Raw genomic sequence first — 22,406 nt, 5'->3', positions numbered from 1 at the left:
AGAGCCGGGTATGTCACTCGAGGGGCGGTTCGAGGACGGCGTCGTCCGCGTCGGCGGCGACGCCCGCCAGCGCTATCACGACTCGCGGGGCTACGGCTACCCGCTTTCGGGCAACGAGATCGCCCTCGCGCCGGTCGAGGCGGCCCACCTCCTCTACCGAGGCGACCTCGCGGCCGTCGTCGACGGCGGCGAGCGACTCGACTTCCGGTCGTTTCTAGCCCGTGAACCCGGCCCCGATTTCGGGGTCCGGTTTCTGGTCTACGCCGACCTCCGCGAGCGGGGGTTTTACCTCTCGCCCGCGGCGGAGCCGTGGGTCGAGGATCCCCCGGAGACGGAGTTCGCCGTCTTCCCGCGCGGGAAGGGGCCCGGGGATGGCGAGATCGCCTACGCCCTGCGGGTGCTGGGCGAGCGGACCGACGTCGCCGGACGAGACCTCGAGGAGGGTGTCCTCGCGGTCGTCGACGAGGAAAGCGAGATCACGTACTTCGAGGTGAACCGTCGGGATCCCACGGGATCTTCGGCGTCCGGACTCCCTGAGAGCTGCGAGGCGGACCTGCTCGCCGACCGCGTGGTCGTCTGGGAACCGCCCCTCGAGCTGTACGAGGAGACGTTCTACGGCCAGCCCCTCGAGGGTCGAGAGTACGACGAACCGACCCTCCAGTGTTCCCTGCTCGAGGCGACCTACCTCGCCGAGCGGGGCGCGCTCGACCTCGATCCCGCGGCCCTCCGAGAACGGGGCCGCGAGGTCGAGGGCGAGCGGTTCGACCGCCGGCTGCGGGTCTACGCCGAGCTGCGCGAGCGCGGGCTCGTCCCCAAGACGGGCTACAAGTTCGGCGCGGGCTTCCGGACCTACGCCGACGTCGAGAGCGTCGACGACCTCGGTCACTCCGAGCTGCTGGTTCGGGTCCACCCCGCCGACCACGTCTTCGAGCCCCGCGACATCGCCCTCGACGTCCGGCTGGCCCACGGGGTCCGCAAGACGATGGTGTTCGCCCTGGTCGGCGAGGACGGCATCGAGTGGTGGTCGCTCGAGCGGCTGACGCCCTGAGAAATCCCACGACCGTTTCCTACAGGCGAGACGTTAGCGTGCCGAGTACCACGAAATAGCGGTTCCAGCGATGTATCCGACCGTTCCGACGAAGATCGCAAGCAGGAGACCGAACCCGACACCGCTTTCGATCCCACCGATCAGTTCGTCGTACGCCGAGGTATACCCGTAGTCCAACAGCCGAGGGTACGTGTACCGAGAGCCCGTTTCCCAGTTCCCGGTGAGATAGCCCACCAGCGGTGGAAAGACGTACCACCAGAGGGTGAAAAGCCACAGCGTACCGATCGTCGGGACGAGACCCGCCCGCACCGCTCCTGCGGTGATAGCGATCCCAAACGCGACCGCGATCCAGCCAAGAGAAAGGTCGATATCCACTACGTCGAGCACGAACCCGCCGGAGAGGAGCAACGAGAGGGCACCCACTGCCAACAGGAGGAGTCCGCCGTTCCGCCCTTCCCCGACGACGTGTGGACGGAAGCGGTCCCGGTAGCTCATCATGATCTGAACTGTCGTTGTCACTAATGGTCCTTTTGGCGGGAGCGGCGATCACCGCACGTTTCTCGCGACCGAACGGGCCAGTTCGGGTTCGGCTCCGAGCTACCGGTGTTTGGCTTCCGGAACCGCAATTCCCTCGTGCTCGAGCAGGCGCCGTTTCAGCTCCAGGCCGCCGCCGTACCCGCCGAGCGAGTCGTGACCCACGACCCGGTGACAGGGGACGACGACGGGGATCGGGTTCCGGCCGCAGGCCTGCCCGACGGCGATCGGCGCGGTCTCGAGGTCGGGCGCGAGGTCGCCGTAGGTGCGGGTTTCGCCGAACGGAATCGCCGCGATCGATCGCATGACGGCTCCCGTAAAATCGTCGGGGTACTCGATCTCGAGGGCGAACGTCTCGCGGGCGCCGTCCTCGTACTCGCGCAGCTGGCCGCGAATCGTCTCCGAGGACGCGTCGATTCTCGAGTCGTCGATTTCGATCCCGGGGTCGAACACGTGACTCCGCATTCGGTCCCGGTTGGGTTCGCTAACGGTTCACGCTACCGATCGCCGTGGCTCGACTCACTCGAGTCGTCCGTCTCGAGACAGTCGAACGTCGTCGAGAGCTCGACTCCCCAGTCGTAGTCTTCTACGGTCGTCGCGTCCAGGTAGTCGGCAGCGTCGAGCCGGTGACTCGCGAGGAAACGCAGCGCTTCGTCGAGCGAGTACTCGAGATCCTGCCTCTCCGCCGACGGCTCGAAATCGATCGCCGTCGCCTCCAAATCGTCGGCGGCGATATCGTCCAGTAGCTCGTCAGCGACCGCAGGGATCGGTTGATGGAACGAATACTCGTCCCCGAAATAGAAGCAGTACATCTCGTCGGCGCCGTTGAGATCGTGACGGGCCGCCCGCGTTCGCTCCGGATCCGCCTTGACGAGCCGGTGGATCGCGATCGTCTTCGTTCTGTACAGGGCCTTCTTTTTCAACGAGTAGACGCGAGCCCGAGCACCGTCGCCGATCCGGTACGCTCGATCGGCTTCGGTGTCGAACCGTTTCGCGTGGCGATTGATCGCGTGAACCGCCGCGAGGACGTCGCCGGTCTGTGGCAGCGGGTCGAGCGCGTCGTAGTCGACGCGCGGGTGTCGAGGCGAGGGCGACAGGTCGATATTCACCGTCTCGACCTCGGGCTCGGTCGGCCACTCTTCTAGCTCATCGAGGATTTCGACACCGCTGATTCGGCCGACCTCGAGCCGGTCGAAGCCGTTGGTTCGCGACGCTGCGTCCTCGGCGTGCAGAACGGAGAGAACGAGCTCCGGGGTCGATAGCGGAACCGGCGGCCGATCAGGTCCGTCATCAGCGGCTGGTTCCCACTCCTGGATCAGCGGTGACGCCTCCGGAATCGGCTCGAGGTAGTCGAACGACCAATCGTCGCGCTCGCTTTCGTAGAGCGCATCCTCCCGACTGGCCCACACCTCGAGCCGTCGGGCGGTGTTCGAAAACGGTTCGCCGACGGCGGCGCCGTCCGCGTTCCAGTGCCGTCCGAGTCCGGTTCGCTCCCACTCCGAAGCCGGTACGTGGAGGCCGCCGAATCCTGCGACGGTGCGTCCACCATCGACTACGTCAGTACGCTCGATCACGGCGTCGAGGTGGGAAACCGATAGCTCGATGGTCGGCGGAGTTCCGCTTCGATACGGTTTCGTGGGAACCGTGAGCGTCTCGCCCGCCAGGTGAATTCTGGCGGGAGATCCGGTGTTCGTGACCAGTTTGTGAGCGATGTGGTCCGGAGAGTGTTCGATATTCGGCATCAGTTCAGTACGCGTATATCCCCACAATCCGACAAAAATCTGCGTCGAACGAGAGTCGACGCGCTGTTCGCCATGGTCGATGGTACGGCTCAGCGGTCGGCGACAACCGTTTTACGAAACGATTCTCGACGGATCGACCTCGAGTCGCGAAGCCGAAGCCTTTTGCGCGCTGGCGCGCCAAAACGCAGCTAATGACCGGAGACGAGCCAGTCGAGGAGTCCGAGTCAGGAGAACCGATCGCGGACGGCGGGGCAGCCGGAGCCGACGACGTCGCGCTGGATCCGTGGGGCTCCTCGGCCGTCTCCGACTACCGCAAACTGTTCGAGGAGTTCGGCATCGAGGAGTTCGACGAGGTCCTCGAGGAGGTGCCCAACCCTCACTATCTGATGCGCCGGGGAGTCATCTTCGGCCACCGGGACTACCGACCGGTCGCCGAGGCGCTGCGGAAGGGCGAGGACGCCGCGGTCCTCTCGGGCTTTATGCCCACCGGCGACCCCCACATCGGCCACAAGCTCGTTTTCGACGAGATCATCTGGCACCAGCAGCAGGGTGCCGACGCCTACGGACTGATCGCCGACCTCGAGGCGAACTCGGCCCGCGGGATGAGCTGGGACGAGATCGACGAGCACGCCCGGGACTACCTCCTCTCGCTGCTCGCGCTCGGGTTCGACCCCGACGAGGGGACGCTGTACCGCCAGTCGACGAACCGGGAGGTCCAGGATCTGGCCTTCGATATCGGCGCCGACGCCAACTTCTCGGAGTTCCAGGCGATCTACGGCTTCGACGGCGAAACCGACGTCTCGCACATGCAGTCGGTCGTCACCCAGATGGCCGACATCCTCTACCCCCAGCTCGAGGAGCCCAAACCGACCGTCATCCCGGTCGGACCCGATCAGGATCCCCACGTCCGCCTAGCCCGCGATCTGGCCGAGCGCACCCGCTTTTTCAAGGTCTCGAAGGCCTACGCGAGCTTCGAGCTCGAGCCCGAGGAGCGGGAGCTCGTCACCGCCTTCTACGAAAAGCTCGATCCCGCGGCCTTCGACGACGACCAGCTTCGCTGCGTGCACGTCGCCGAGGCGATCGAGGAGACGCCCCTCGAGGAGCTTGCCGTCGCCGCCGACACCCTGAGTTCGGTGCTGACGAAACTCGAGGAAGCCGGTATGGAGCCCGTCCGCCCGCGAACCCGCTTCTTCGATCGGCGAGCGACCGACGAGGCGTTCGAGGCGCTCATCGAGGCGATCGACGGCGAGAAGCGCGTCTACGAGAACCACATCGACGCCTTCGAAATCGATCGCGCGGAGGCCGAGGAGCTGGCCCGCGAGGTCGAGGTCGACAACGGCGGCTACGGGTTCCGTCCGCCGTCGTCGATCTACCACCGGTTTATGACCGGGCTGACGGGCGGGAAGATGTCCTCGTCGGTTCCGGCGAGCCACATCTCGCTGCTCGACGACCCTGAGACGGGGTACGACAAGGTCAAATCCGCGACGACCGGGGGCCGCGAAACGGCCGAAGAGCAACGCGAAAAGGGCGGAAAGGCCGACGAGTGTCCCGTCTACGAGCTGTACGCCTACCTGCTGGCGGGCGACGACGACGAGTTCGCTAAACGCGTCTACGACGAGTGCGTCGGCGGCGAACGGCTCTGTGGCGACTGCAAGGAACAGGCCGCCCAGCTTATGCGGGAGTTCCTCGAGGAACACCAGGCGAAGCGCGCAGAGGTCGAGGAGCTGCTCGAGGCGGCCGACATCGAACTCGAGTCCCCACGGAAGGCCTGAGCGCGTCTCATCGCGAGCCGTCCGTCGTTCCGGACGGTGCTTGTCGGTCTGCGTCGCGGTCGCTCCGTCCGCGGTCACCATAATCACGATCTGGCTCGCTTCGGGCAGCAACAGCCGGCACTCGCATTCATCGCTGTCAGCGGCTTGAGGTGCTCGACGACGACGAGCCACATCGGCGGCTCCGCTCCCGGCAGCTCTCGAGCGACCACGTAGTAGAGCCCGTCGACGACGTACGACCACAGAACCGTCTCGAGGAGGAACCCGCCAACGGTGGCCGAAATTCCCGATCGCGACCGAGAAATCCCGTCGCGAGTTCGGGATCCGGGTCCTCGACGACCGTAACGACAATAGCCTGCGTGAGGGTGATCATTCCGAGGAGGATCGCGGTGGTGACCCAGAGCGCTCTCGAGCGCACGGCATCGGGGTTTTTACCAAATGAATAGTACTGTGATGTCGACTTTATTACTTGTATACATCATAACAGTAATTAGTACTTAGACTCAAATGACTTCTATGAGTGAATCTCAGGACGGTTCTTTCGAGGAGTCGGTTTCTTCTGTTTTATTAGAACATTCAGAAAAAATATTGGAAAATAGGGAACATATAGAACTCACCCTCCATGAAAATATAAACAATGTCGAGCGGGTTATTGACCAAGATTTGTTACTAACTGTACTATCGCGTTCTATTGGCAAATTTGAACAAGAAGAGCCCGAGAAAATTGCCCGAGCCCTAGTGCTAGGTATTGTGAAATGGAACTCTTCGCTCAGAGACAACATTGACACATCTAACTTCTCCGATGAATTCATAAATTTTATGTTTGAAATGAATGTATTATATGAAGGTGAATTAGACCGGATTGGTAGACGTCCTTTTGAGGGGAGACGCTTCTATAGTTCTATAGATACTGATCTCGTAATACGCAAAGGCAATACTGTGGGATTCTCTCATCAATTAGAAATAGATTATTCTGAGGAAATAGAGATACACACAGATATAGAATCTGAGTTCAGGCTCATTAATCATCTGTTGAAGAACCAGAAACGAGCTTTACAAGAACTTGATGAAAAAGCACTTCAGAACTGGAGTTCCTCTCACCTAGAAGTAGTACAAAACACCCTTAATGATTTGATTGATGAACACAATGAGTTAGTCGAAAGGGTGTCCGACGAGGGTGAAATAGAGGAGGCAGATGATTGAAATGGGAAGTGGAAAAGGACAAACTGGAAATGAAGGAGAGGGAGAGGAAAATAATGTGTTCCTTCATTCCGAGCCAGAGGGAAGGAATATAAAAGGAGCGGGCGAAGTTCAAGAAATATCTCCAAAAGGAGAAAAGTTGAGGTATCTAGTGGAATTTGAACAAGAAAAGACAATACGAGGGAGCACCCCTTCTTCAGCGTATACTACAAAAACAACCTCTACTTCTCTCGACCCAGAGAAATCATTTGATAATGTTGATGTAGATGACAGAAGATCCGATTCTGAAGCTACAAAATTACCAACAAAGATCAAAAAAGAACAGACGCAGGAGACTTTAGAATCAGTGTATGAAAATTCATCTTCTCAGACGGATACTGACACTGAACGGTCAGATTATACAGTTCCCACAGTTCCTTATGAGATATCTACTAAAGACTCTCCCACTGGTAGCGATTCAGCCAAGATGGCTGGATCTAAAACCTCTGAGGACTTCACTGACGAAGCAGTAAGGAAGATTGTCATTGATGAAATTAACAAAAGATTCATCGCACCTCTACTATACGGATTCAGTTTATTACTTTTGATTGCGAGTATAGGTGCTTTTGCGGCTGGTGCTTTCATAGCAGGAATTGCTCTTTTTCTTGCTCCACTATTCACACTTAGAGCATTATGGAAAGGGAGAAACAGATGAGCGGACGAATTGAAACATTATATGAAATAATAACTATGGGTAATATAACAACAATATATGAAATATCTAACTTCCTTATATTCTTTTTCTTCGGATCTATTGTATTGTTGAACCCCGACAATGTTTTTGGAATTGAGGGGATTTCTCAAGCAGCTATCCTTCAAGATATTCCTGAATGGGTGGCCTTATTCGCTGCTGTTGGCTCTACAAAATGGCTTCTTGTAACCAAATACTTACAGTGGTATGAAGATAGTGAAGATGATTAGAAGTAAATGACAAACTTATCACAACGTCTTTCCACTCCCGTTTCTATCTTTCACACATGGCATCCGAACCCCGCGATCGGCGTATCGTCCGCCAGTCAGCTACGGCCTCGGGGTTCGGCTTCTTTTTCGCCCGGTGACGCCGGACCGGTGGACTCGAGGGCGACCACACCGATCGTCCTCGGCGAAACCGTCCACGTCCCGTCGCGCCCTCGAGCGACGCTGGAGGTGCCGAACTCGAGTCGAGGACGCGTCGAACGGAGTCGGAACCGCTAACTGACCGACCGACAGCCATTCAGACAAGCGAATGCAACTACCAGAATCACAGGTCGCGGTCTTGGAGGCCGCGAACGCCGACGAGGCGACGCCCATCGACGCCCTCGCCGCGGCGACCGACCTGCCGCCCGAAACCGTCACCGGGGCGGCCTTCGAGCTCGAGGAGCAGGGACTGGTCGCCGTCACGGAGCGCGTCGACGAAACGATCTCGCTCACCGACGAGGGACGGACGTACGTCGAAGACGGGCTGCCCGAGGTTCGGCTCTACGAGGCCGCCCTCGAGGCCGGCGCCGACGCTGATCCCGCCCCGATGGGGCAGGTCATCGGGAGTTCGGGACTCGAGGGCGCAGAGGTCGACATCGCGCTCTCGAACTACGCTCGGAAGGGGTACGGCTCGATCGACAGCGGCGAGATCACGGCCGATCCCGACGCCGACCCCGCCGCGGATCCGGAGGCCAACGCCCTCGAGTCGCTCGCCGACGAGGGATCGCTTGAGGCTGACGACGTCCTCGATCAGCTCGAGCGCCGCGGTCTCGCCGAGGTCGCCGAGTCGACGGTCCGCGAGGTAGAACTCACCGAGCAGGGCGTCACGGAGCTGATGGCCGGCGTCGAAACCGCCGAGACGGTCGGCCAGGTGACCCCCGAGCTGCTCACCAGCGGCGACTGGCAGGACGTCGAGTTCGCCGAGTACAACGTCGAGGCCGACGCCGAGACCGTCGAGGGCGGCCGGGTGCACGTCCTGCGGGAGATGTCCGAGCGGGTCAAGGACGTCCTCGTCGGGATGGGGTTCGAGGAGATGGACGGCCCCCACGCCGACGCGGACTTCTGGATCAACGACTGTCTGTTCATGCCCCAGGACCACCCCGCGCGAACCCACTGGGACCGGTTCGCCCTCGAGCAGCCGACCCACATCGACGAGTTGCCGGAGGACCTCGTCGAGCGCGTCGAACGCGCCCACCGAGAGGGCGTCGGCGACGACGGCGAGGGGTACCACTCCCCCTGGGACGAGGACTTCGCGCGAGCCCTTGCGCTGCGCGGGCACACGACCTCGCTCTCCACGCGATACCTCTCGGGCGAAGAAATCGGCAAGATCGAACCGCCCGCGCGCTTCTTCAGCGTCGAGAAGGCCTACCGCAACGACACCTTAGACGCGACCCACCTGCTCGAGTTCTACCAGATCGAGGGCTGGGTGATGGCCGAGGACCTCTCGGTGCGCGATCTGATGGGCACCTTCGAGGAGTTCTACGCCCAGTTCGGTATCGAGGATATCCGGTTCAAACCGCACTACAACCCCTACACCGAACCGAGCTTCGAGCTCTTTGGCACACACCCCACGACGGGCGAACTGATCGAGATCGGCAACTCGGGCATCTTCCGTGAGGAGATGCTCGAGCCCCTCGGCGTCGACTGCGACGTCATGGCCTGGGGGCTCGCCTTAGAGCGCCTCGCCATGCTGACCACGGGCGCGGAGGACATCCGCGACCTGCACGGGACGCTGGCCGACCTCGAGTTCCTGCGGAACGCGGAGGTGACCTACTGATGCCAACCGTCGACATCGACCCCGACGAACTGCGCGAGCTGACCGGCCGCGAGGAGAAAAGCGACGAGGAACTGCAGGAGGACCTGTTCGGACTCGGCCTCGAGTTCGAGGGCTGGACCGACGAGGACGAGTTCGAACTCGAGTTCGCGCCCGACCGCCTCGACCGGCTCTCCGTCGAGGGCGTCGCGCGCTCGATGCGCTACCACTACGGCGATTCCCGCGGGGTGCACGTCCCCTCGACGAACGCCGCCGACTGGACGATCGAGGTCGACGAGTCGGTTCCCGACGAGCGACCCTACGTCACGGGCGCGGTGATCCGCGACGTCGACCTGGACGAGGACGGCCTCGACTCGCTCATCCAGCTCCAGGAGAAGCTCCACGCCACGATGGGCCGCAAGCGCGCGAAGGGCGCGATCGGCATTCACGACCTGACGATGCTCAAAGGCAGTGCCGCAACGGAGGGTAACCCGACCATCCGGTACGTCGGCGTCGAACCCGACGGAGACCAGTTCGTCCCGCTCGATTCCGACGCCGAGCTGACACCGGCAGAGGTGCTCGAGGAACACCAGACCGGCCGAGAGTACGCCGAGCTCGTCAGCGAGTACGAGCGCTACCCCGCCATTTACGACGATATCGGGCTGTTCTCGTTCCCGCCGGTGATCAACGGCCGCCGGACCGAGGTTTCGACCGACTCCCGGGATCTGTTCGTCGAGATGACCGGCACCGATCAGTGGACGATCGACAAGATGCTCAACATCGTCTGCTACGCGCTCGCAGCGCGGGGTGCGACGCTCGAGGACGTCCGGGTCGAGTACCCCGACGGCGAGTTGGTGCGTCCCGACCTCTCGACGAAGACGAAGCGGGTCGCCCACGACCGTATCGAGACCCTCCTCGGAATCGATCTCGATCCCGACGAGGTGATCGAACTGGCCGAGCGCTCGGGGCTCGACGCCACGAGAAGCGAGGACGAAGCGACGGGCGACGCCGGGAGTCCCATCACACCCCTGGAGGACCGAGACGGACTCGAGGAACGGAACAATCCGAGCAGTTCGGACGACTTGAAAGCCGAGGACGCGTCGACGGACGATCTCGTCTACGAGGTGACGATCCCGCCCTACCGCGTCGACGTGCTCCACCCGCTCGACGTCATCGACGACCTCGGACGGGCCTACGGCTTCAACGACCTCGAGCCCCGCTACCCCGAGGTCGGCACCGTCGGCGGCCGCCACGAGCGGTCCCGGCTCGAGCGCACGGCTCGAACGCAGCTCGTCGGGCTGGGTTTCGAGGACATGCTCAACTTCCACATGATCGACGAGGGGCAGAACTACGAGCGCCTCGACGTGGAACCGGGGACTGGCGTCTACGGCGCCGGCGAGCCCGCGACGATCAAGGAGCCCTACAGCGAGGACTACACGATGCTTCGAACCTGGTGTCTGCCCTCCCTGTTACAAGTTCTTGAGAACAACACCCACCGCGCGTACCCACAGCACCTCTCGGAGGTCGGCTTCGCCGCCGAACTCGACGGAACCGAGAACACGGGGGTCGGCGAGGGACGCCACGTGGGGGCCGTCCTCGCGAGCCACGATTCGGGCTACGAGGATGCCAAGGCGCGGCTTCAGGCGCTCGCCCGTGATTTCAACGTCGACCTCGGAACGCCCGCCACGGAGCATCCGACCTTCATCCCAGGTCGAGCGGCCGACGTCGTTATCGATGGCGAGGTCGTCGGTGTCGTCGGCGAGATCCACCCGAAAGTGCTCGTCGAGCACGACCTCGAGGTGCCCGTCGCGGCGTTCGAGTTCGATCTCGAGGCGCTACGGTAGAGCGGATCGAATCCGCGATCGAGCAGACGTTACTCTCTCGACCGTCAGTTCGGAAGAGAAGCGACCGGCGAACGGCCAGAAACGGTGTGGCTACCCGGATAGTCGGGAAACGTCGATCTCAGTTCAGCGACGACCGCGAACGCCGGTTCGAAGCTGCGGCTACACGAAAACGGAACGGAACTCGACGGAGCAAACGTCAAAACTCGTGTTCTACCTCTTCTTCGTTAGCTTTCTGGATGATGATCTTCCCGTCCCGGACGCGAACGAAAACTTCGTCGCCGATATCCATACCCGCGACTGCGAGTTCGTCCTCGTGGAGGTTCAGATGGACGTTGTGGTAGTTGCCGTCTTCGTCTTTCGCACCGCTTGGACTCAACTTCTTTTTCCGGACCATCGCGGGATTCTAGGTCGCACTTCGCCGTAGGATATACTTAAGTGTTTTCTACGACACAGCGAATGATCTCGTTTCGGGTCCGAACCTACCGCGCGACCGTGCCGTAGCACTGATTCGGGAAGAGCACTGACCGGGTCGGTCCAACAAGATCATTTAAACATAGTAGCGCAGTCCGTCGATTTTGGGGGATATCTTTATGTCTGATCGTGTGCAGAACTGACATGGAGGCTAAAACTATGGTACGTGAGGACGGAAAGCGGAACTTCGCACTGCGAGAATCGGGCGGCGACGAGACGAGCGTCTTCTCGGGAAACACGCCGCGACAGGCCGCACTCAAGGCGGCCCGCCGACTCGAGCCGGGCTCGAGCGAGGACGCGGCGGATCGAATCGAGCTCCGGCTCCGGGAGAAAGGTACCGACAAGGTCCACATCTACGACGGCTGGGCCTGGGAGGAGACCGCCCCCGACGACAAGCCCGACTGGATGCCCAGCGAGATCACGGAAGCGAACGTCGCCAAGAAGGGAATCGACCACCTCGAGGAGTAGCCGTCCAAGAACCGATTGTTTTGCGGAGGACGTCGTTCCGAACCGCGAGTCGAACGCTCGATCGCGACTCGGGTTCCGGGTCCGTCCTCGAGGCGAGTCGAGCGATCGGTCGGGCCGAACGCGTCCGCTCCGACGCGCTTTTGACGCGGTCCGGCAAAGACTGAGCCAATGCGTACAGTCACGCTCGGTCCCGAAGGGACCTACTCGCACCGGGCAGCGAGCGCGATCGCCGACGACGACGAGATCGGGTTCCGACAGTCGGTGACCTCGATCGTCGAGGCCGTCGCGACCGACGAGTACGACCGCGGGATCGTTCCTATCGAGAACAGCATCGAAGGCAGCGTCACCGAGAGCCTGGATGCCGTCGCCGAGTACGACGTCGCGATCGTCCGCGAGATCGTCACCCCGATCCGCCACGCGCTGCTCGCCCAAGGGCCGGAGTTCGGCACGATCGCCAGCCACTCCCAGGCGCTCGCGCAGTGTCGTTCCTACCTCGAGCGCGAGTACCCCGACGCCACCCTCGAGGCCGTCGCCAGCACCGCCCAGGGCGTCGAGTTCGCCCGCGACGACGCCTCGATCGCGGGGATCGGCCACCCCGCGAACGCCGACATCGAGAACGGACTCGAGGTGCTCGCCGAGGACATCCAGGACCAGGACTCGAACGCGACGCGGTTTTTCGCGCTCGCGCCCGCCGACGAGCGCTCGACGGGCGGCGGGAAGTCGACGTTCGTCGTCTATCCGAACGCGAACTACCCCGGGCTGTTGCTCGAGTTGCTCGAGCCCTTCGCCGAGCGAGACATCAACCTCTCGCGGGTCGAGTCCCGCCCCAGCGGCCAGCGACTCGGCGACTACGTCTTCCACATCGACGTCGAGGCGGGGCTGTACGAGTCCCGGACGATCGAGGCGCTCGAGGATATCGAGGAGCTAGCCGAGAAGGGCTGGGTGCGACGGCTCGGATCGTACGATACCGAACACGTCGTCGAGTGAGTGAGTCGATCTATATTGGATCTCGGATATAGGAGATAGCATATCCGATGATTTTTGCATGTGTAGAAAAGCAACATATACATGAGAATTGGCGAGTTTAGAATAAAGAACTATAAATCAATAGTCGATTCTGGGTGGATAAGTCTTGAAGAAGATATAACTAGTTTTGTGGGTAGAAATGAAGCAGGAAAAACTAATATTTTAGAAGCGATATCACACCTAGGCAAAGATGAGGAAATAAAAAGGGAGTTTTTGTCCCGGAGAAATCCACAAATAAACAATTTAGAGAAGGAGAAAATTGAAATCCTAACAGTACCAGTAACATCTCAAACATCGCCTGCACTATGGTTAACTCTCGGAAATATTGTTCAATCACATAAAAATGAAAAACGAAGCAATAGTGATAGAGACTTATCAGATATTCCAATATTTCTGTCGAGATACGCAGATGGGAGTCATAGAATCTACATACAAGAATCTGAATATGCGTCCCAAAAGAGGAAAACAGCAACAACTATTAGAACTTTAAGAAGTAGGGGTTACGAGAGTTGCTTCGAGAGATTAAAAATAAACCCAGAGGAGTTACAATCATCCATTCAGAGCACAGAACACCGGAGTATAAGAAAATATTTGGATGTTATAAATAAAGAGATAGCAAACTCTCCTTGGGAGGGTTTGGATTTCTCCGGACAAAGAGACCCTATAGACCCCGATTATATTCGAAACAAGGTCAAGTACGCCAGGAATTTTCATAGAAATGAAATAGAATATTATTCATTTTTGAAGAGTATTCAGGCAGATCTAAGGAGGAATCTGCCTGAAGGTGACTTTAAGCTATCAAAAGATGAACTAGAAGGATTGCCTAGCATAGCATATTTCGAGAATATAGAAACAATCGAGAGAAAGACCAATCGAAAGAAGGAAGATATAGAACCGGGCAGTCCATATGATCAACTGCTCGAGAAATTCGAACTTCGAAAAGAGCAGCGTGAGAGTTACACTAGACACGAGAGAGAGGTATACATTGAATCTGCTGAAAAGGAACTCACTAGAAAGTTCAACCAGTACTGGGATCAAACGGACATTCGTTTTAACCTTAGGCTTCTAGACGGGGATCTATCCATAAAAATATATGAAAAGGACAATCAAGGAAAAGAAATATTCACTTTCGCTTCTGATCGAAGTGAGGGCTTTCGGTGGTTCTTATCATTTTGTATCCAGCTTATAACAGGAGAAAATACAGAAGACGATGATCTTATCCTACTTGATGATCCGGGAACCTATCTCCATCCTCAAGGACATGTCGACCTTAGAAGAGCCTTCGAGAGTATTGCACAGGACAGTAGTCTAGTTTATAGTACTCATTCGCCCTATTTGATTGAACCATCCGAATTAAGACAAGTAAGGGTTGTTGAGAGAAACGAAAGTCACACTGGAACAGTTGTGAAGGAGGACCTATCGAAAGTAGAATCAAGCGGATTAGACAGTTTGGCACCAATACGTACGGTTCTTGGGGCAACATATGCTAGATCACTATTTACTAGTACTTCTAATATTATTGTTGAAGGATATACAGATCGAGTATATTTAAATAGATTCTCAAAATTGTTTGAGAAGAATGATTATCTATCTTTACCTAAGGAGGCGTCTATAATTGATATGAGAGGTTCCGGAAATGGAACGGTTCTTGCACAACTAATGGAGGCTGAAGACTATGAATATTATATACTAATTGACGATGATTCTGCTGGTCAGACTACTAAAGAGAGCCTCCTAAATGCAGGTATTTCAGAAAACCGGATCGGAGAGGTGACTGATTTCTTACCGGACCGGTTCGATTCTGGAATGATTGAAGATTTCTTTCCCAATGGTCGTCTTTCGGAGGTGTATTGTGAAGTTCATGAAGGAATTTCAAGATCTCAATTTGAGAATGAACTAGGTGATGGAAAACACTTCAAAAGAAGAGTGAATGCTGTTTTAGATAGTCTATATGGCAAAGGTGAAATTGAACAAAAACCAGACTCAATTGACAAGGCCGCAATGGCGGATCATATTGACCGGAAGATAGCACATGATGAATGGGGCGTCGACACTATTGAAGAACAAACTCTGGAATCGTTCCAGAGTCTTATAGAAGATATCCAATCAACAATAAATAATCCTCCTTCTGAACGTGACTCCTCTAATGCAGAATAATAGTTCTATGAATACAGAGTGATGTTGAGATCTCCATTACATTAGTATAAATATTATATTTGTACCAAAATAGGGAATTCAATCCATTACGGTAGTCGTAGTTTATCTATTAACGCTTTCGGTAACGTTCACGCTCGCCTCGAGTTTGCTGTGCCTCACGAGGATTCCCCTATTCCAACAGTCGCTCTCGCTTGCCATTGAGTTGCTCTTGGTAGTGGCGAAATTCTCGTCTGGGCTCGACTACGGCGTCCTTGACGGCTGCAGCAGCCACATATATGTCGAGGATCCGGATCCCGAACTCGCGGCGCGCTTTCTCGAGGACCTGGAGACGGAGACCGTCCTGCCGATACTCGGTCTTTTGATCGGATACCAGGCGATCGGCAGCGGGCGCGAAACTGGCAACGTGAATCACCTCAGGGTCAAGTGGTTCGAGACGCTGTAGGCGTCTCGTCATCACGAGAGAGTGAACTCTCTCGAACGACCCTGAGGCTTCCTGCTTCAATGACGTGACTTGCAGACACTCGCTGGAAATCAGCGGTGTCTGTAGCGGCCACAGTCTCCACAGGCGTATCTTCGGGCCATCCCAGCCCTAACTCGGAAAATCCGCGTTGTAGGACATTCAACGCCGCGTTTGCGTCCCTATCGGTTTCGAAACCACACGATGGGCATGAGTGGTCACGAACCCACAATGGCTTCGCTGTCTCCACGCCACACTTCGCGCACTCTTTGGTCGTCCCGCGAGCAAGCACTTGGACGACGTGCGTGCCGTATAGGTCGCCCTTGTATTCGAGGAGAGTGATGAATTGCCGCCATGCCGCATCTTGGTTGTTTCGAGCGCTTCCATCTCGTTGAAGCATTCCAGCAACGTTGAGGTCTTCCACGAATACGGCGTCGTACTTTGTGACGAGCCATGTCGTGAGTTTGTGCTGGTAGTCCAGCACCTTCCGCCGAATCTTTCGCTTTGCCTTGGCGACTTTTCGGCGCTGTTTCTCGTAGTTGTTCGACCCGTGTTCCTTTCGCGAGAGTTTCCTCTGTTCACGCCGGAGTCGCTGATACTCGTCTTCAAGATCGAGCCAGTCCACTGTCTTACCGTCAGACGTGTGGATATAGTTCTGGATTCCAAGGTCGATCCCGACGCTATTGTTCGCATCAAGTGTGTCTAACGCGGGTTTCTCTGGGACGTATTCGTCGTCGGTTTCGAGGCTGAAAGAGACGAACCAGTCGTTTGTCCGTTCCTTTTTGAGCGTGACTTCTTTGATGGAAGCGTGTTCTGGAAGTGGTCGGTGGTAGCGGATTTTCATCCAACCGAGTTTGCTGAAGCGCACGTAAGCGTCCCCGTCTCGGCCCCTCTTGTTATTGAGGTCGAAGCCTGACTGGCTGTACGTGACACTTCGATAGTCGGCTGGTGATTGTCGTTTGAGCCGACCAACGTTGTATCCATTCTCCTTCTGCTTGCGAAGATTCGAGAGGTTGCGGTGGAAGCGTGCAACAGTGGCTTGTGCGGCTTTCGAGTGAAGTTCTGCGAATACGGGCCACTTACGTTTCCACTTGGGAAGTTTGTTGTTCTGCGCGTATTCGCTCGGTTTGTCGTCTTCGGGACTGTTTTCGTAGTCCCATCGAACGTGGTTGTAGAGTTGACGATGAACGTCGATATGATGGTTAGCAGCCGCCGCTACCTCGTCACTCGGGTAAGCGCGGTAGCGGTGACTGTGTTCCATCACCACCTATTTGTTAGGAATATGTCTTCTTAATAGTTTATATCGCTCTGTCTATCGGGTTCGCCCTAGGATCAAGCCCAAGGCTTTCTCCTATATCACTGGATGAAATTCCTGCTCGGGCTTCCCCACTCCCGGCTGGACGTATTGCTCGGCAAGTTCGTCGGCCGGACGGCCGTTCTCGCGGTCGCCGTTCTGGGCGGGTTCCTGGCGGCGATCGGGATGATCGCCACGACGGTCGGACTCCCGCCGCTCGCCTCGATCGCGGCGTACGTGCTGTTCGTCCTCCTCTCGGTAGCGGCGATCGTCTCGATCGCGGTCGGGATTTCGGCCGTCGCCGAGACCAGAACCAGAGCGATCAGCGTCGCCATCGGGGGGTATCTCCTCGCGACCGTCCTCTGGTCGTACGTCGTCGACGGGCTCTACTACGCGGTCAACCGAAGTCTTCCGGGCGCCGACCCGCCGACGTGGATTGCCGTCGTCGACCACCTCAATCCCCTTACCGCGATGAGTACGAGTGCGGACGTACTCCTTCCCGAGGCGAACCAGATCGCCATCACCGCGACGGAGGAGGGAGTCAGTGCAACCCAGACTGACCAGACTCCAACGAGGACGACCGAGACGCTCGTCCACGAACCGCTGTTCCTGACCGCGGTACTGCTGTTCTGGATCGCCCTCCCGCTCGCGGTCGGCTACCTCCGCTTTCGCGACGCCGATCTCTCGTAGCCGGGTCGCTGTCCAAATCGTTTTTCACCCTCCCACCGTACTGCGGGTATGGCACTCACCGCAGGCGACGACGCACCGACCGTCACCGCGCGCAACCAGGACGGCGAGGAGGTCGTCCTCGAGTTCGAACGTCCGACGGTTCTGTACTTCTACCCGCGAGACGAGACGCCGGGCTGTACGACCGAGGCGACCCAGTTCCAGCACGAACTGGAGACCTACCACGAGGCCGGCGTCGACGTCTACGGCGTCTCGACCGACGACGTCGACTCCCACCAGTCGTTTTGCGAGTCGGAGGGGCTCGAGTTCGACCTGCTGGCGGATCCCGACGCCGAGCTCGCCGAGGCGTTCGACGTCGAGGTTCGAAACGGCGCGACCGCGCGGACGACCTTTTTCATCGGCGACGGCGAGGTCAAGGCCGCCTACGAGGACGTCGACCCGGACGGCCACGCCCGACAGGTGTTGCTCGACGCGCTCGAGGACGGGCGCGTAACCCTCTCCGAGTAGTCGTTCCTCCCGGTCAGTTCCGCCGTGGCCTCGAGAGAGGCCGCTGTAGCCGTCTCGAGGGACGCGTCAGAGTTCGTCGATCGCCGACACCGAATGCGTGAGTATACCAAGCACAGTGTTTATATGCTCGGACGTAGAACGCACTGACGTCGCGGGACGATAGCAAGTCCGGTGATCAGCCAGACGGCGTATCGCGTGTCGAGAGCCGAGCACGACGATACGGACCACGCCTCCTCGAGATCGGAGCAAAGAAAACGGAGGAGCCGAGCCACCTGTTTGCGTGGTCCTTTTCGAACGCCGTTCCGAGCAGAATTTATCCCTTTCGAGCACCTACGCCGAAGTATGCGACGAAACCCGTTCGAGGAGATCGAGGAGATGCTCGACCGTGTCAGCAAGCAGGTCGAAGGCGGGATGGGCAGCGGCGGGCTTCAGGTGCCGGGTTCGGTGCCGGTCGACGTCGCCGACAGGGCCGAAGAGTACGTCGTCACGGCCGATCTTCCCGGCTACGACACCGACGACATCGAGCTCACCCTTGCCGAGGGGACCCTGCGCCTCGAGGCCGAGCGGGCCGACGAACTCGAGCACGCCTCCGAACGGTACATTCGGCGCGAGCGGACTCGAACGTCGGTCAACCGTCGGATTCGGCTTCCGGACCCCGTCGAGGAGGAGTCGGTGTCGGCGAGCTTCGAAAACGGCGTCCTGACGGTCCACCTGCCGAAGGTCGAGGGCGGCGACGACTCGAGAGCGATCGACATCGAGTAGTCGGCCTCGAGATCGAAACGCCCGTTCTCGACGGCTCGAGCAATCGAGCCGAACCGAACGTGGACGCCGTTCTTTTCGACCCACCAGTCCGGTTGAGGGTCCGCCCACTGTATAGAAAGGTATACGACGGCGACGCTACCACACGTATATAAACAGATGAGCGACGCGGGATACGACCACGCGGCGGTCGAACGACGCTGGCAGGAGGCGTGGGACGAGGCGGACGTCTACCGGACGCCCGACGACGTCGAGGATCCGACGTACGTCCTCGGGATGTATCCGTACCCGTCGGGGAAGCTCCACATGGGTCACGTCCGAAACTACACGATCACGGACGCCTACGCCCGGTTCCGACGGCTGCAGGGCGACGACGTGCTTCACCCGATGGGGTGGGACGCGTTCGGCCTCCCCGCCGAGAACGCAGCCAAGGAGCGCGACACCAACCCGCGAGACTGGACGTTCGACTGCATCGAGACGATGCGCAGCCAGATGGAGTCAATGGGCTTTGGCTACGACTGGGAGCGCGAGATCGCGACCTGCACGCCCGACTACTACAGGTGGAACCAGTGGCTCTTCGCCCGGTTCCACGAGGAGGGGCTGGTCGATCGACGGGACGCCGAGGTCAACTGGTGTCCCGAGTGCGAGACCGTCCTCGCCGACGAGCAGGTCGAGGGCGAGGCCGAACTCTGCTGGCGCTGCGATACGCCGGTCGAGGAGCGCGAACTCGAGCAGTGGTTCCTGAAGATCACCGAGTACGCGGACGAACTGCTCGAGGATATCGCCGACCTCGAGGGGTGGCCCAACTCGGTACGCCAGATGCAGCGCAACTGGATCGGTCGCCAGGAGGGGACCGAACTCGAGTTCTCCATAGAGGGCTACGGCAGCGTCGAGGCCTTCACGACCCGCGTCGACACCATCCACGGCGCAACCTTCTTCGCGCTCGCACCGGACCACCCGATCAGCGAGCAGGTGGCCGAGGAGGACGAAGACGTGCGCCACTTCATCGAGGAGGAGGCCGACCCCGAGGGTGACGAGCCAAACGGCGTCGCGACCGACCTGACCGCCACGAACCCCGTCACCGGCGAGGAGATTCCCGTCTACGTCGCCGACTTCGTCCTCTCGGACGTCGGGACGGGCGCGCTGATGGCGGTGCCGGGCCACGACCAGCGCGACCACGCCTTCGCGACGAAGATGGGCGAGGAGATCGTTCCCGTCGTCGCCCCCGAACCGGACGACTGGGACGGCGAAACAGCCCCCAAGGCGCCCGACGTCAGCGAGGAAGCCTACACCGAAGACGGCGTGTTGGTCAACTCCGGGGAGTACTCCGGCCTCGAGAGCGACGCCGCCCGTGAACGGCTGACCGAGGAGATCGACACCGCCCAGTGGACCACCCAGTACCAGCTCCGGGACTGGGGGATCTCCCGGCAGCGCTACTGGGGGACGCCGATCCCGGTCGTCCACTGCCACGACGGCTGTGGATCGGTCGTGCTCCCCGAGGAGGAGCTGCCCGTCGAGCTGCCGGCGTTCATCAACACCACCGGCAACCCGCTGGACGAGGCCGAGGAGTGGAAGGAGACGACCTGTCCCGACTGCGGCGGGGCCGCCACCCGCGAGACCGACACGATGGACACCTTCGTCGATTCTTCGTGGTACTTCCTGCGGTACGTCTCGCCCGACCTCGAGGAGGCCCCCTTCGACCTCGAGCAGGCTAACGACTGGATGCCCGTCGACCAGTACGTCGGCGGGATCGAACACGCCGTGATGCACCTGCTGTACTCGAGATTCTTCACGAAGGTGCTTGCCGATCACGAGGGCCTCGAGCACCGCGAACCCTTCACGAACCTGCTCGCCCAGGGAATGGTCCAGCTCGAGGGCGAGAAGATGTCGAAGTCGAAGGGCAACGTCGTCTCGCCCCAGCGGATCGTTGAGGAGTACGGCGCCGACACCGCTCGCCTCTTTATGATGCAGGCCGCCCAGCCCGAGCGGGACTTCGACTGGAGCGAGGAGGGCGTCCGCTCGACGTACGCCTTCCTGACGCGCCTGCAGGGGATGGTCGAAGAGTACGACGATCCCGCGGGCGACGACGACGCCGTCGCGAGCTACGTCGACGGCGAGATCGACGCGACGGTCGCCATCGCGACCGAGAAGTACGACGAGCTGACGTTCAACCGGGCGCTGCGGGAGGTCCAGGACCTGGTGCGGACGCTCAGACAGTACTCGGAGTACGCCGAGCCCCACGCCGACACCTACGAGCGAGGGCTGTCGGCGGTCGTCCGGCTGCTGGCGCCCGTCGCACCCCACATCGGCGAGGAGCTGTACGACGAGCTCGGCTACGACGGGTTCGCCGCGGAGGCCGAGTGGCCGACCGCCGAGGTCGACCGCGACCACGTCCGAAAACGCCGCCAGCTGGTCGAGAACACCCGCGAGGACGTCCGCGACATCGTCGATGTCGCCGGCATCGAAGACCCCCAGGCGATCGACGTCGTCGTTGCGCCCGACTGGAAGTACGACGCCCTCGAGATCGCCGTCGAGAGCGACGCGCCGAACCTGATCGGGGAGCTCATGCAGGAGTCCCACATCCGCGAGCAGGGCGACGCCGCGGCCGACTACGGCCAGGACCTGCAGGCCGAGCGCGAGGCGCTGTCGAGGACCCTCAAGCCCGACGCGGAGCGCGAGGCCCTCGAGTCGGCGGCGTGGCTGCTCGAGCGCGAGTTCGAGGCCTCAGTCAGCGTTCGCCGCGCCGACGAGGTCGACGAGAGCGTCCTGAAAAACGCCGAACCCGGACGGCCGGCGATCGAGATCAAGGACGGCGCTGAGAACTGACGGCGACCTCGCCGACGAGCGTGGAACGGGCAGGCTGTTCTTTTATTTCTGCGTCCGTGTGTAGTGGGAACACCGAATGACGAACGACGGCAGAGCGCAGTCGGACCCAGCGCGGTGGCCGGTCGCCGGCGTCTCGAGCCCGAGGGCGCCGTACGTCGCCGCGATGACCTGGCGAACGGGACTGTTTGCTCACTGGCCGGTCGACCCCGAGGCGCTTCGGCCCCACGTTCCCGGTCAGCTCGAGCTCGAGACTCGAGACGGGCAGGCCTGGCTCAGCGTGTTGCCGTTCGTCCTCGCCGACGCCGGACTGCGAGGAACCCCCTCCGTCGCGAGGCTCGACGTCACCGAGCTCAACGTCCGGACGTACGTCGAACACCGCGGCGATCCAGCGCTCTACTTCTTCAGCGTCGACGTCGACAATCCGGCGATCGGCGAATCGATCGGCCGCGCGACCCGACTTCCGGTCTACACCGCCCGTATGTCCCTCGAGGATCGCGATGATCGGATCGAGTTCTCGAGCGAGCGACGCTGGTCGAAGACGGGTGATCCGGCCCGGTTCGTGGCGTCGTACCGTCCTACTGGTGATGTCTCCGTTCCCAAAACCGATTCGCTCGCCTACTGGCTCACCGAGCGACGACGGTTCTACGCCCCGTCCGGCGAAGGCGTGATGGGTGGAGAGATCGCTCACGATCCGTGGCCGCTCCAGCCGGCCGAGGCCACGATCCACGAGAACACGATGTTCGCGGCTAACGGACTTCCGTCGCCGACCGGCGATCCGGTCGTTCACTACTGCGACCGGCTTCCGATTCGGGGGTCGATCCCGCGTTGGCTTCCGGATCAGGAGTAGAAGACGGGTTTCAGACGGAGC

At 59.9% G+C, this 22,406-nt stretch carries 21 protein-coding genes; 16 read left to right on the top strand and 5 right to left on the bottom strand.

Translation table 11 applies throughout. The features are described 5' to 3' along the window. Nucleotides 1-10 precede the first annotated feature (10 nt). Nucleotides 11-1,048 (top strand): tRNA-intron lyase, encoded by a 1,038-nt coding sequence (gene endA, locus ACFEMD_RS10875; protein WP_394741024.1) that lies wholly within the window; start codon nucleotides 11-13, stop codon nucleotides 1,046-1,048. A 33-nt stretch (nucleotides 1,049-1,081) separates the two neighbouring features. On the opposite strand, the gene ACFEMD_RS10870 is transcribed toward endA, so the two are convergent. From ACFEMD_RS10870 to ACFEMD_RS10860, 3 genes are all read right to left on the bottom strand, one after another. Then, nucleotides 1,082-1,567 carry a hypothetical protein gene (locus ACFEMD_RS10870; RefSeq protein WP_394741023.1) on the bottom strand — a complete coding sequence of 162 codons (486 nt, stop codon included), beginning with the start codon at nucleotides 1,565-1,567 and terminating at the stop codon, nucleotides 1,082-1,084. A 78-nt stretch (nucleotides 1,568-1,645) separates the two neighbouring features. After that, on the bottom strand, nucleotides 1,646-2,047 hold the full coding sequence (locus ACFEMD_RS10865; protein ID WP_394741022.1) for a methylated-DNA--[protein]-cysteine S-methyltransferase: 402 nt from the start codon (nucleotides 2,045-2,047) through the stop codon (nucleotides 1,646-1,648). A 32-nt stretch (nucleotides 2,048-2,079) separates the two neighbouring features. Beyond that, complete coding sequence (locus ACFEMD_RS10860; protein WP_394741021.1) at nucleotides 2,080-3,156, bottom strand: hypothetical protein; 1,077 nt, start codon at nucleotides 3,154-3,156, stop codon at nucleotides 2,080-2,082. 359 nt (nucleotides 3,157-3,515) lie between these two features. Here ACFEMD_RS10860 and ACFEMD_RS10855 point away from each other — a divergent pair, with 359 nt between their 5' ends. The 6 genes from ACFEMD_RS10855 to ACFEMD_RS10830 all read left to right on the top strand — a co-directional run bounded on the left by ACFEMD_RS10855 (nucleotide 3,516) and on the right by ACFEMD_RS10830 (nucleotide 10,886). Then, nucleotides 3,516-5,096, top strand: coding sequence for a tryptophan--tRNA ligase (locus ACFEMD_RS10855; RefSeq protein ID WP_394741020.1), 1,581 nt, complete (start codon nucleotides 3,516-3,518; stop codon nucleotides 5,094-5,096). A gap of 513 nt (nucleotides 5,097-5,609) precedes the next feature. After that, the gene (locus ACFEMD_RS10850; RefSeq protein WP_394741019.1) at nucleotides 5,610-6,296 is read left to right on the top strand and encodes a hypothetical protein; all 687 of its coding nucleotides are present in this window, start codon (nucleotides 5,610-5,612) and stop codon (nucleotides 6,294-6,296) included. Then, nucleotides 6,289-6,987: a hypothetical protein gene (locus tag ACFEMD_RS10845; RefSeq protein WP_394741018.1), complete on the top strand. Its 699-nt coding sequence runs from the start codon at nucleotides 6,289-6,291 to the stop codon at nucleotides 6,985-6,987. Before ACFEMD_RS10850 ends, ACFEMD_RS10845 begins: the two co-directional genes overlap by 8 nt. Then, nucleotides 6,984-7,253, top strand: coding sequence for a hypothetical protein (locus tag ACFEMD_RS10840; RefSeq protein ID WP_394741017.1), 270 nt, complete (start codon nucleotides 6,984-6,986; stop codon nucleotides 7,251-7,253). Before ACFEMD_RS10845 ends, ACFEMD_RS10840 begins: the two co-directional genes overlap by 4 nt. Before the next feature lie 304 nt (nucleotides 7,254-7,557). Beyond that, nucleotides 7,558-9,066, top strand: a complete 1,509-nt coding sequence (gene pheS, locus ACFEMD_RS10835) for a phenylalanine--tRNA ligase subunit alpha (RefSeq protein ID WP_394741016.1) — start codon at nucleotides 7,558-7,560, stop codon at nucleotides 9,064-9,066. Continuing rightward, nucleotides 9,066-10,886 (top strand): phenylalanine--tRNA ligase subunit beta, encoded by a 1,821-nt coding sequence (locus ACFEMD_RS10830; RefSeq protein ID WP_394741015.1) that lies wholly within the window; start codon nucleotides 9,066-9,068, stop codon nucleotides 10,884-10,886. Before pheS ends, ACFEMD_RS10830 begins: the two co-directional genes overlap by 1 nt. A gap of 196 nt (nucleotides 10,887-11,082) precedes the next feature. On the opposite strand, the gene ACFEMD_RS10825 is transcribed toward ACFEMD_RS10830, so the two are convergent. Next, nucleotides 11,083-11,280 carry a hypothetical protein gene (locus ACFEMD_RS10825; protein WP_005555160.1) on the bottom strand — a complete coding sequence of 66 codons (198 nt, stop codon included), beginning with the start codon at nucleotides 11,278-11,280 and terminating at the stop codon, nucleotides 11,083-11,085. A gap of 236 nt (nucleotides 11,281-11,516) precedes the next feature. On the opposite strand from ACFEMD_RS10825, the gene ACFEMD_RS10820 reads away from it, so the two are divergent. From ACFEMD_RS10820 to ACFEMD_RS10805, 4 genes are all read left to right on the top strand, one after another. Further along, nucleotides 11,517-11,825, top strand: coding sequence for a non-histone chromosomal MC1 family protein (locus ACFEMD_RS10820; protein WP_005555158.1), 309 nt, complete (start codon nucleotides 11,517-11,519; stop codon nucleotides 11,823-11,825). A gap of 168 nt (nucleotides 11,826-11,993) precedes the next feature. Then, nucleotides 11,994-12,812, top strand: a complete 819-nt coding sequence (gene pheA / locus ACFEMD_RS10815) for a prephenate dehydratase (protein ID WP_394741014.1) — start codon at nucleotides 11,994-11,996, stop codon at nucleotides 12,810-12,812. 81 nt (nucleotides 12,813-12,893) lie between these two features. Continuing rightward, complete coding sequence (locus ACFEMD_RS10810) at nucleotides 12,894-15,008, top strand: AAA family ATPase (RefSeq protein ID WP_394741013.1); 2,115 nt, start codon at nucleotides 12,894-12,896, stop codon at nucleotides 15,006-15,008. Nucleotides 15,009-15,153: 145 nt separating this feature from the next. Then, complete coding sequence (locus ACFEMD_RS10805; RefSeq protein ID WP_394741012.1) at nucleotides 15,154-15,450, top strand: hypothetical protein; 297 nt, start codon at nucleotides 15,154-15,156, stop codon at nucleotides 15,448-15,450. On the opposite strand, the gene ACFEMD_RS10800 is transcribed toward ACFEMD_RS10805, so the two are convergent. After that, complete coding sequence (locus tag ACFEMD_RS10800) at nucleotides 15,428-16,726, bottom strand: RNA-guided endonuclease InsQ/TnpB family protein (RefSeq protein ID WP_394741011.1); 1,299 nt, start codon at nucleotides 16,724-16,726, stop codon at nucleotides 15,428-15,430. The two genes, ACFEMD_RS10805 and ACFEMD_RS10800, sit on opposite strands and share 23 nt — an antisense overlap. Nucleotides 16,727-16,828: 102 nt before the next feature. Here ACFEMD_RS10800 and ACFEMD_RS10795 point away from each other — a divergent pair, with 102 nt between their 5' ends. The 5 genes from ACFEMD_RS10795 (at nucleotide 16,829) to ACFEMD_RS10775 (ending at nucleotide 22,385) form a co-directional block, all read left to right on the top strand. Continuing rightward, entirely contained in the window at nucleotides 16,829-17,449 is a 621-nt protein-coding gene (locus ACFEMD_RS10795) for an ABC transporter permease subunit (RefSeq protein WP_394741010.1), read from the top strand. 48 nt (nucleotides 17,450-17,497) lie between these two features. Next, nucleotides 17,498-17,953 carry a peroxiredoxin gene (locus tag ACFEMD_RS10790; protein WP_394741009.1) on the top strand — a complete coding sequence of 152 codons (456 nt, stop codon included), beginning with the start codon at nucleotides 17,498-17,500 and terminating at the stop codon, nucleotides 17,951-17,953. Between the two features lie 342 nt (nucleotides 17,954-18,295). Then, nucleotides 18,296-18,715, top strand: coding sequence for an Hsp20/alpha crystallin family protein (locus ACFEMD_RS10785; protein ID WP_394741008.1), 420 nt, complete (start codon nucleotides 18,296-18,298; stop codon nucleotides 18,713-18,715). Nucleotides 18,716-18,871: 156 nt separating this feature from the next. Continuing rightward, on the top strand, nucleotides 18,872-21,538 hold the full coding sequence (leuS, locus tag ACFEMD_RS10780) for a leucine--tRNA ligase (RefSeq protein ID WP_394741007.1): 2,667 nt from the start codon (nucleotides 18,872-18,874) through the stop codon (nucleotides 21,536-21,538). Between the two features lie 76 nt (nucleotides 21,539-21,614). Next, nucleotides 21,615-22,385: a YqjF family protein gene (locus tag ACFEMD_RS10775; protein WP_394741006.1), complete on the top strand. Its 771-nt coding sequence runs from the start codon at nucleotides 21,615-21,617 to the stop codon at nucleotides 22,383-22,385. The last annotated feature ends 21 nt before the right edge of the window (nucleotides 22,386-22,406 follow it).

Origin of the sequence: Natronococcus roseus (genome assembly GCF_043677095.1) — an archaeon.
GTDB lineage: Archaea > Halobacteriota > Halobacteria > Halobacteriales > Natrialbaceae > Natronococcus > Natronococcus roseus.
Note: the sequence above shows the minus strand (reverse complement) of the source record. Positions and strands in the feature narration are given on the sequence as shown.

Bases quoted from the DNA above. Each gene is read 5' to 3' on its own strand.
- endA (WP_394741024.1), top strand. From the start codon at position 11: ATGTCACTCGAGGGGCGGTTCGAGGACGGCGTCGTCCGCGTCGGCGGC.
- ACFEMD_RS10865 (WP_394741022.1), bottom strand. From the start codon at position 2,047: ATGCGGAGTCACGTGTTCGACCCCGGGATCGAAATCGACGACTCGAGA.
- ACFEMD_RS10855 (WP_394741020.1), top strand. From the start codon at position 3,516: ATGACCGGAGACGAGCCAGTCGAGGAGTCCGAGTCAGGAGAACCGATC.
- ACFEMD_RS10850 (WP_394741019.1), top strand. From the start codon at position 5,610: ATGAGTGAATCTCAGGACGGTTCTTTCGAGGAGTCGGTTTCTTCTGTT.
- ACFEMD_RS10845 (WP_394741018.1), top strand. From the start codon at position 6,289: ATGATTGAAATGGGAAGTGGAAAAGGACAAACTGGAAATGAAGGAGAG.
- ACFEMD_RS10840 (WP_394741017.1), top strand. From the start codon at position 6,984: ATGAGCGGACGAATTGAAACATTATATGAAATAATAACTATGGGTAAT.
- pheS (WP_394741016.1), top strand. From the start codon at position 7,558: ATGCAACTACCAGAATCACAGGTCGCGGTCTTGGAGGCCGCGAACGCC.
- ACFEMD_RS10830 (WP_394741015.1), top strand. From the start codon at position 9,066: ATGCCAACCGTCGACATCGACCCCGACGAACTGCGCGAGCTGACCGGC.
- ACFEMD_RS10825 (WP_005555160.1), bottom strand. From the start codon at position 11,280: ATGGTCCGGAAAAAGAAGTTGAGTCCAAGCGGTGCGAAAGACGAAGAC.
- ACFEMD_RS10820 (WP_005555158.1), top strand. From the start codon at position 11,517: ATGGTACGTGAGGACGGAAAGCGGAACTTCGCACTGCGAGAATCGGGC.
- pheA (WP_394741014.1), top strand. From the start codon at position 11,994: ATGCGTACAGTCACGCTCGGTCCCGAAGGGACCTACTCGCACCGGGCA.
- ACFEMD_RS10810 (WP_394741013.1), top strand. From the start codon at position 12,894: ATGAGAATTGGCGAGTTTAGAATAAAGAACTATAAATCAATAGTCGAT.
- ACFEMD_RS10800 (WP_394741011.1), bottom strand. From the start codon at position 16,726: ATGGAACACAGTCACCGCTACCGCGCTTACCCGAGTGACGAGGTAGCG.
- ACFEMD_RS10795 (WP_394741010.1), top strand. From the start codon at position 16,829: ATGAAATTCCTGCTCGGGCTTCCCCACTCCCGGCTGGACGTATTGCTC.
- ACFEMD_RS10790 (WP_394741009.1), top strand. From the start codon at position 17,498: ATGGCACTCACCGCAGGCGACGACGCACCGACCGTCACCGCGCGCAAC.
- ACFEMD_RS10785 (WP_394741008.1), top strand. From the start codon at position 18,296: ATGCGACGAAACCCGTTCGAGGAGATCGAGGAGATGCTCGACCGTGTC.
- leuS (WP_394741007.1), top strand. From the start codon at position 18,872: ATGAGCGACGCGGGATACGACCACGCGGCGGTCGAACGACGCTGGCAG.
- ACFEMD_RS10775 (WP_394741006.1), top strand. From the start codon at position 21,615: ATGACGAACGACGGCAGAGCGCAGTCGGACCCAGCGCGGTGGCCGGTC.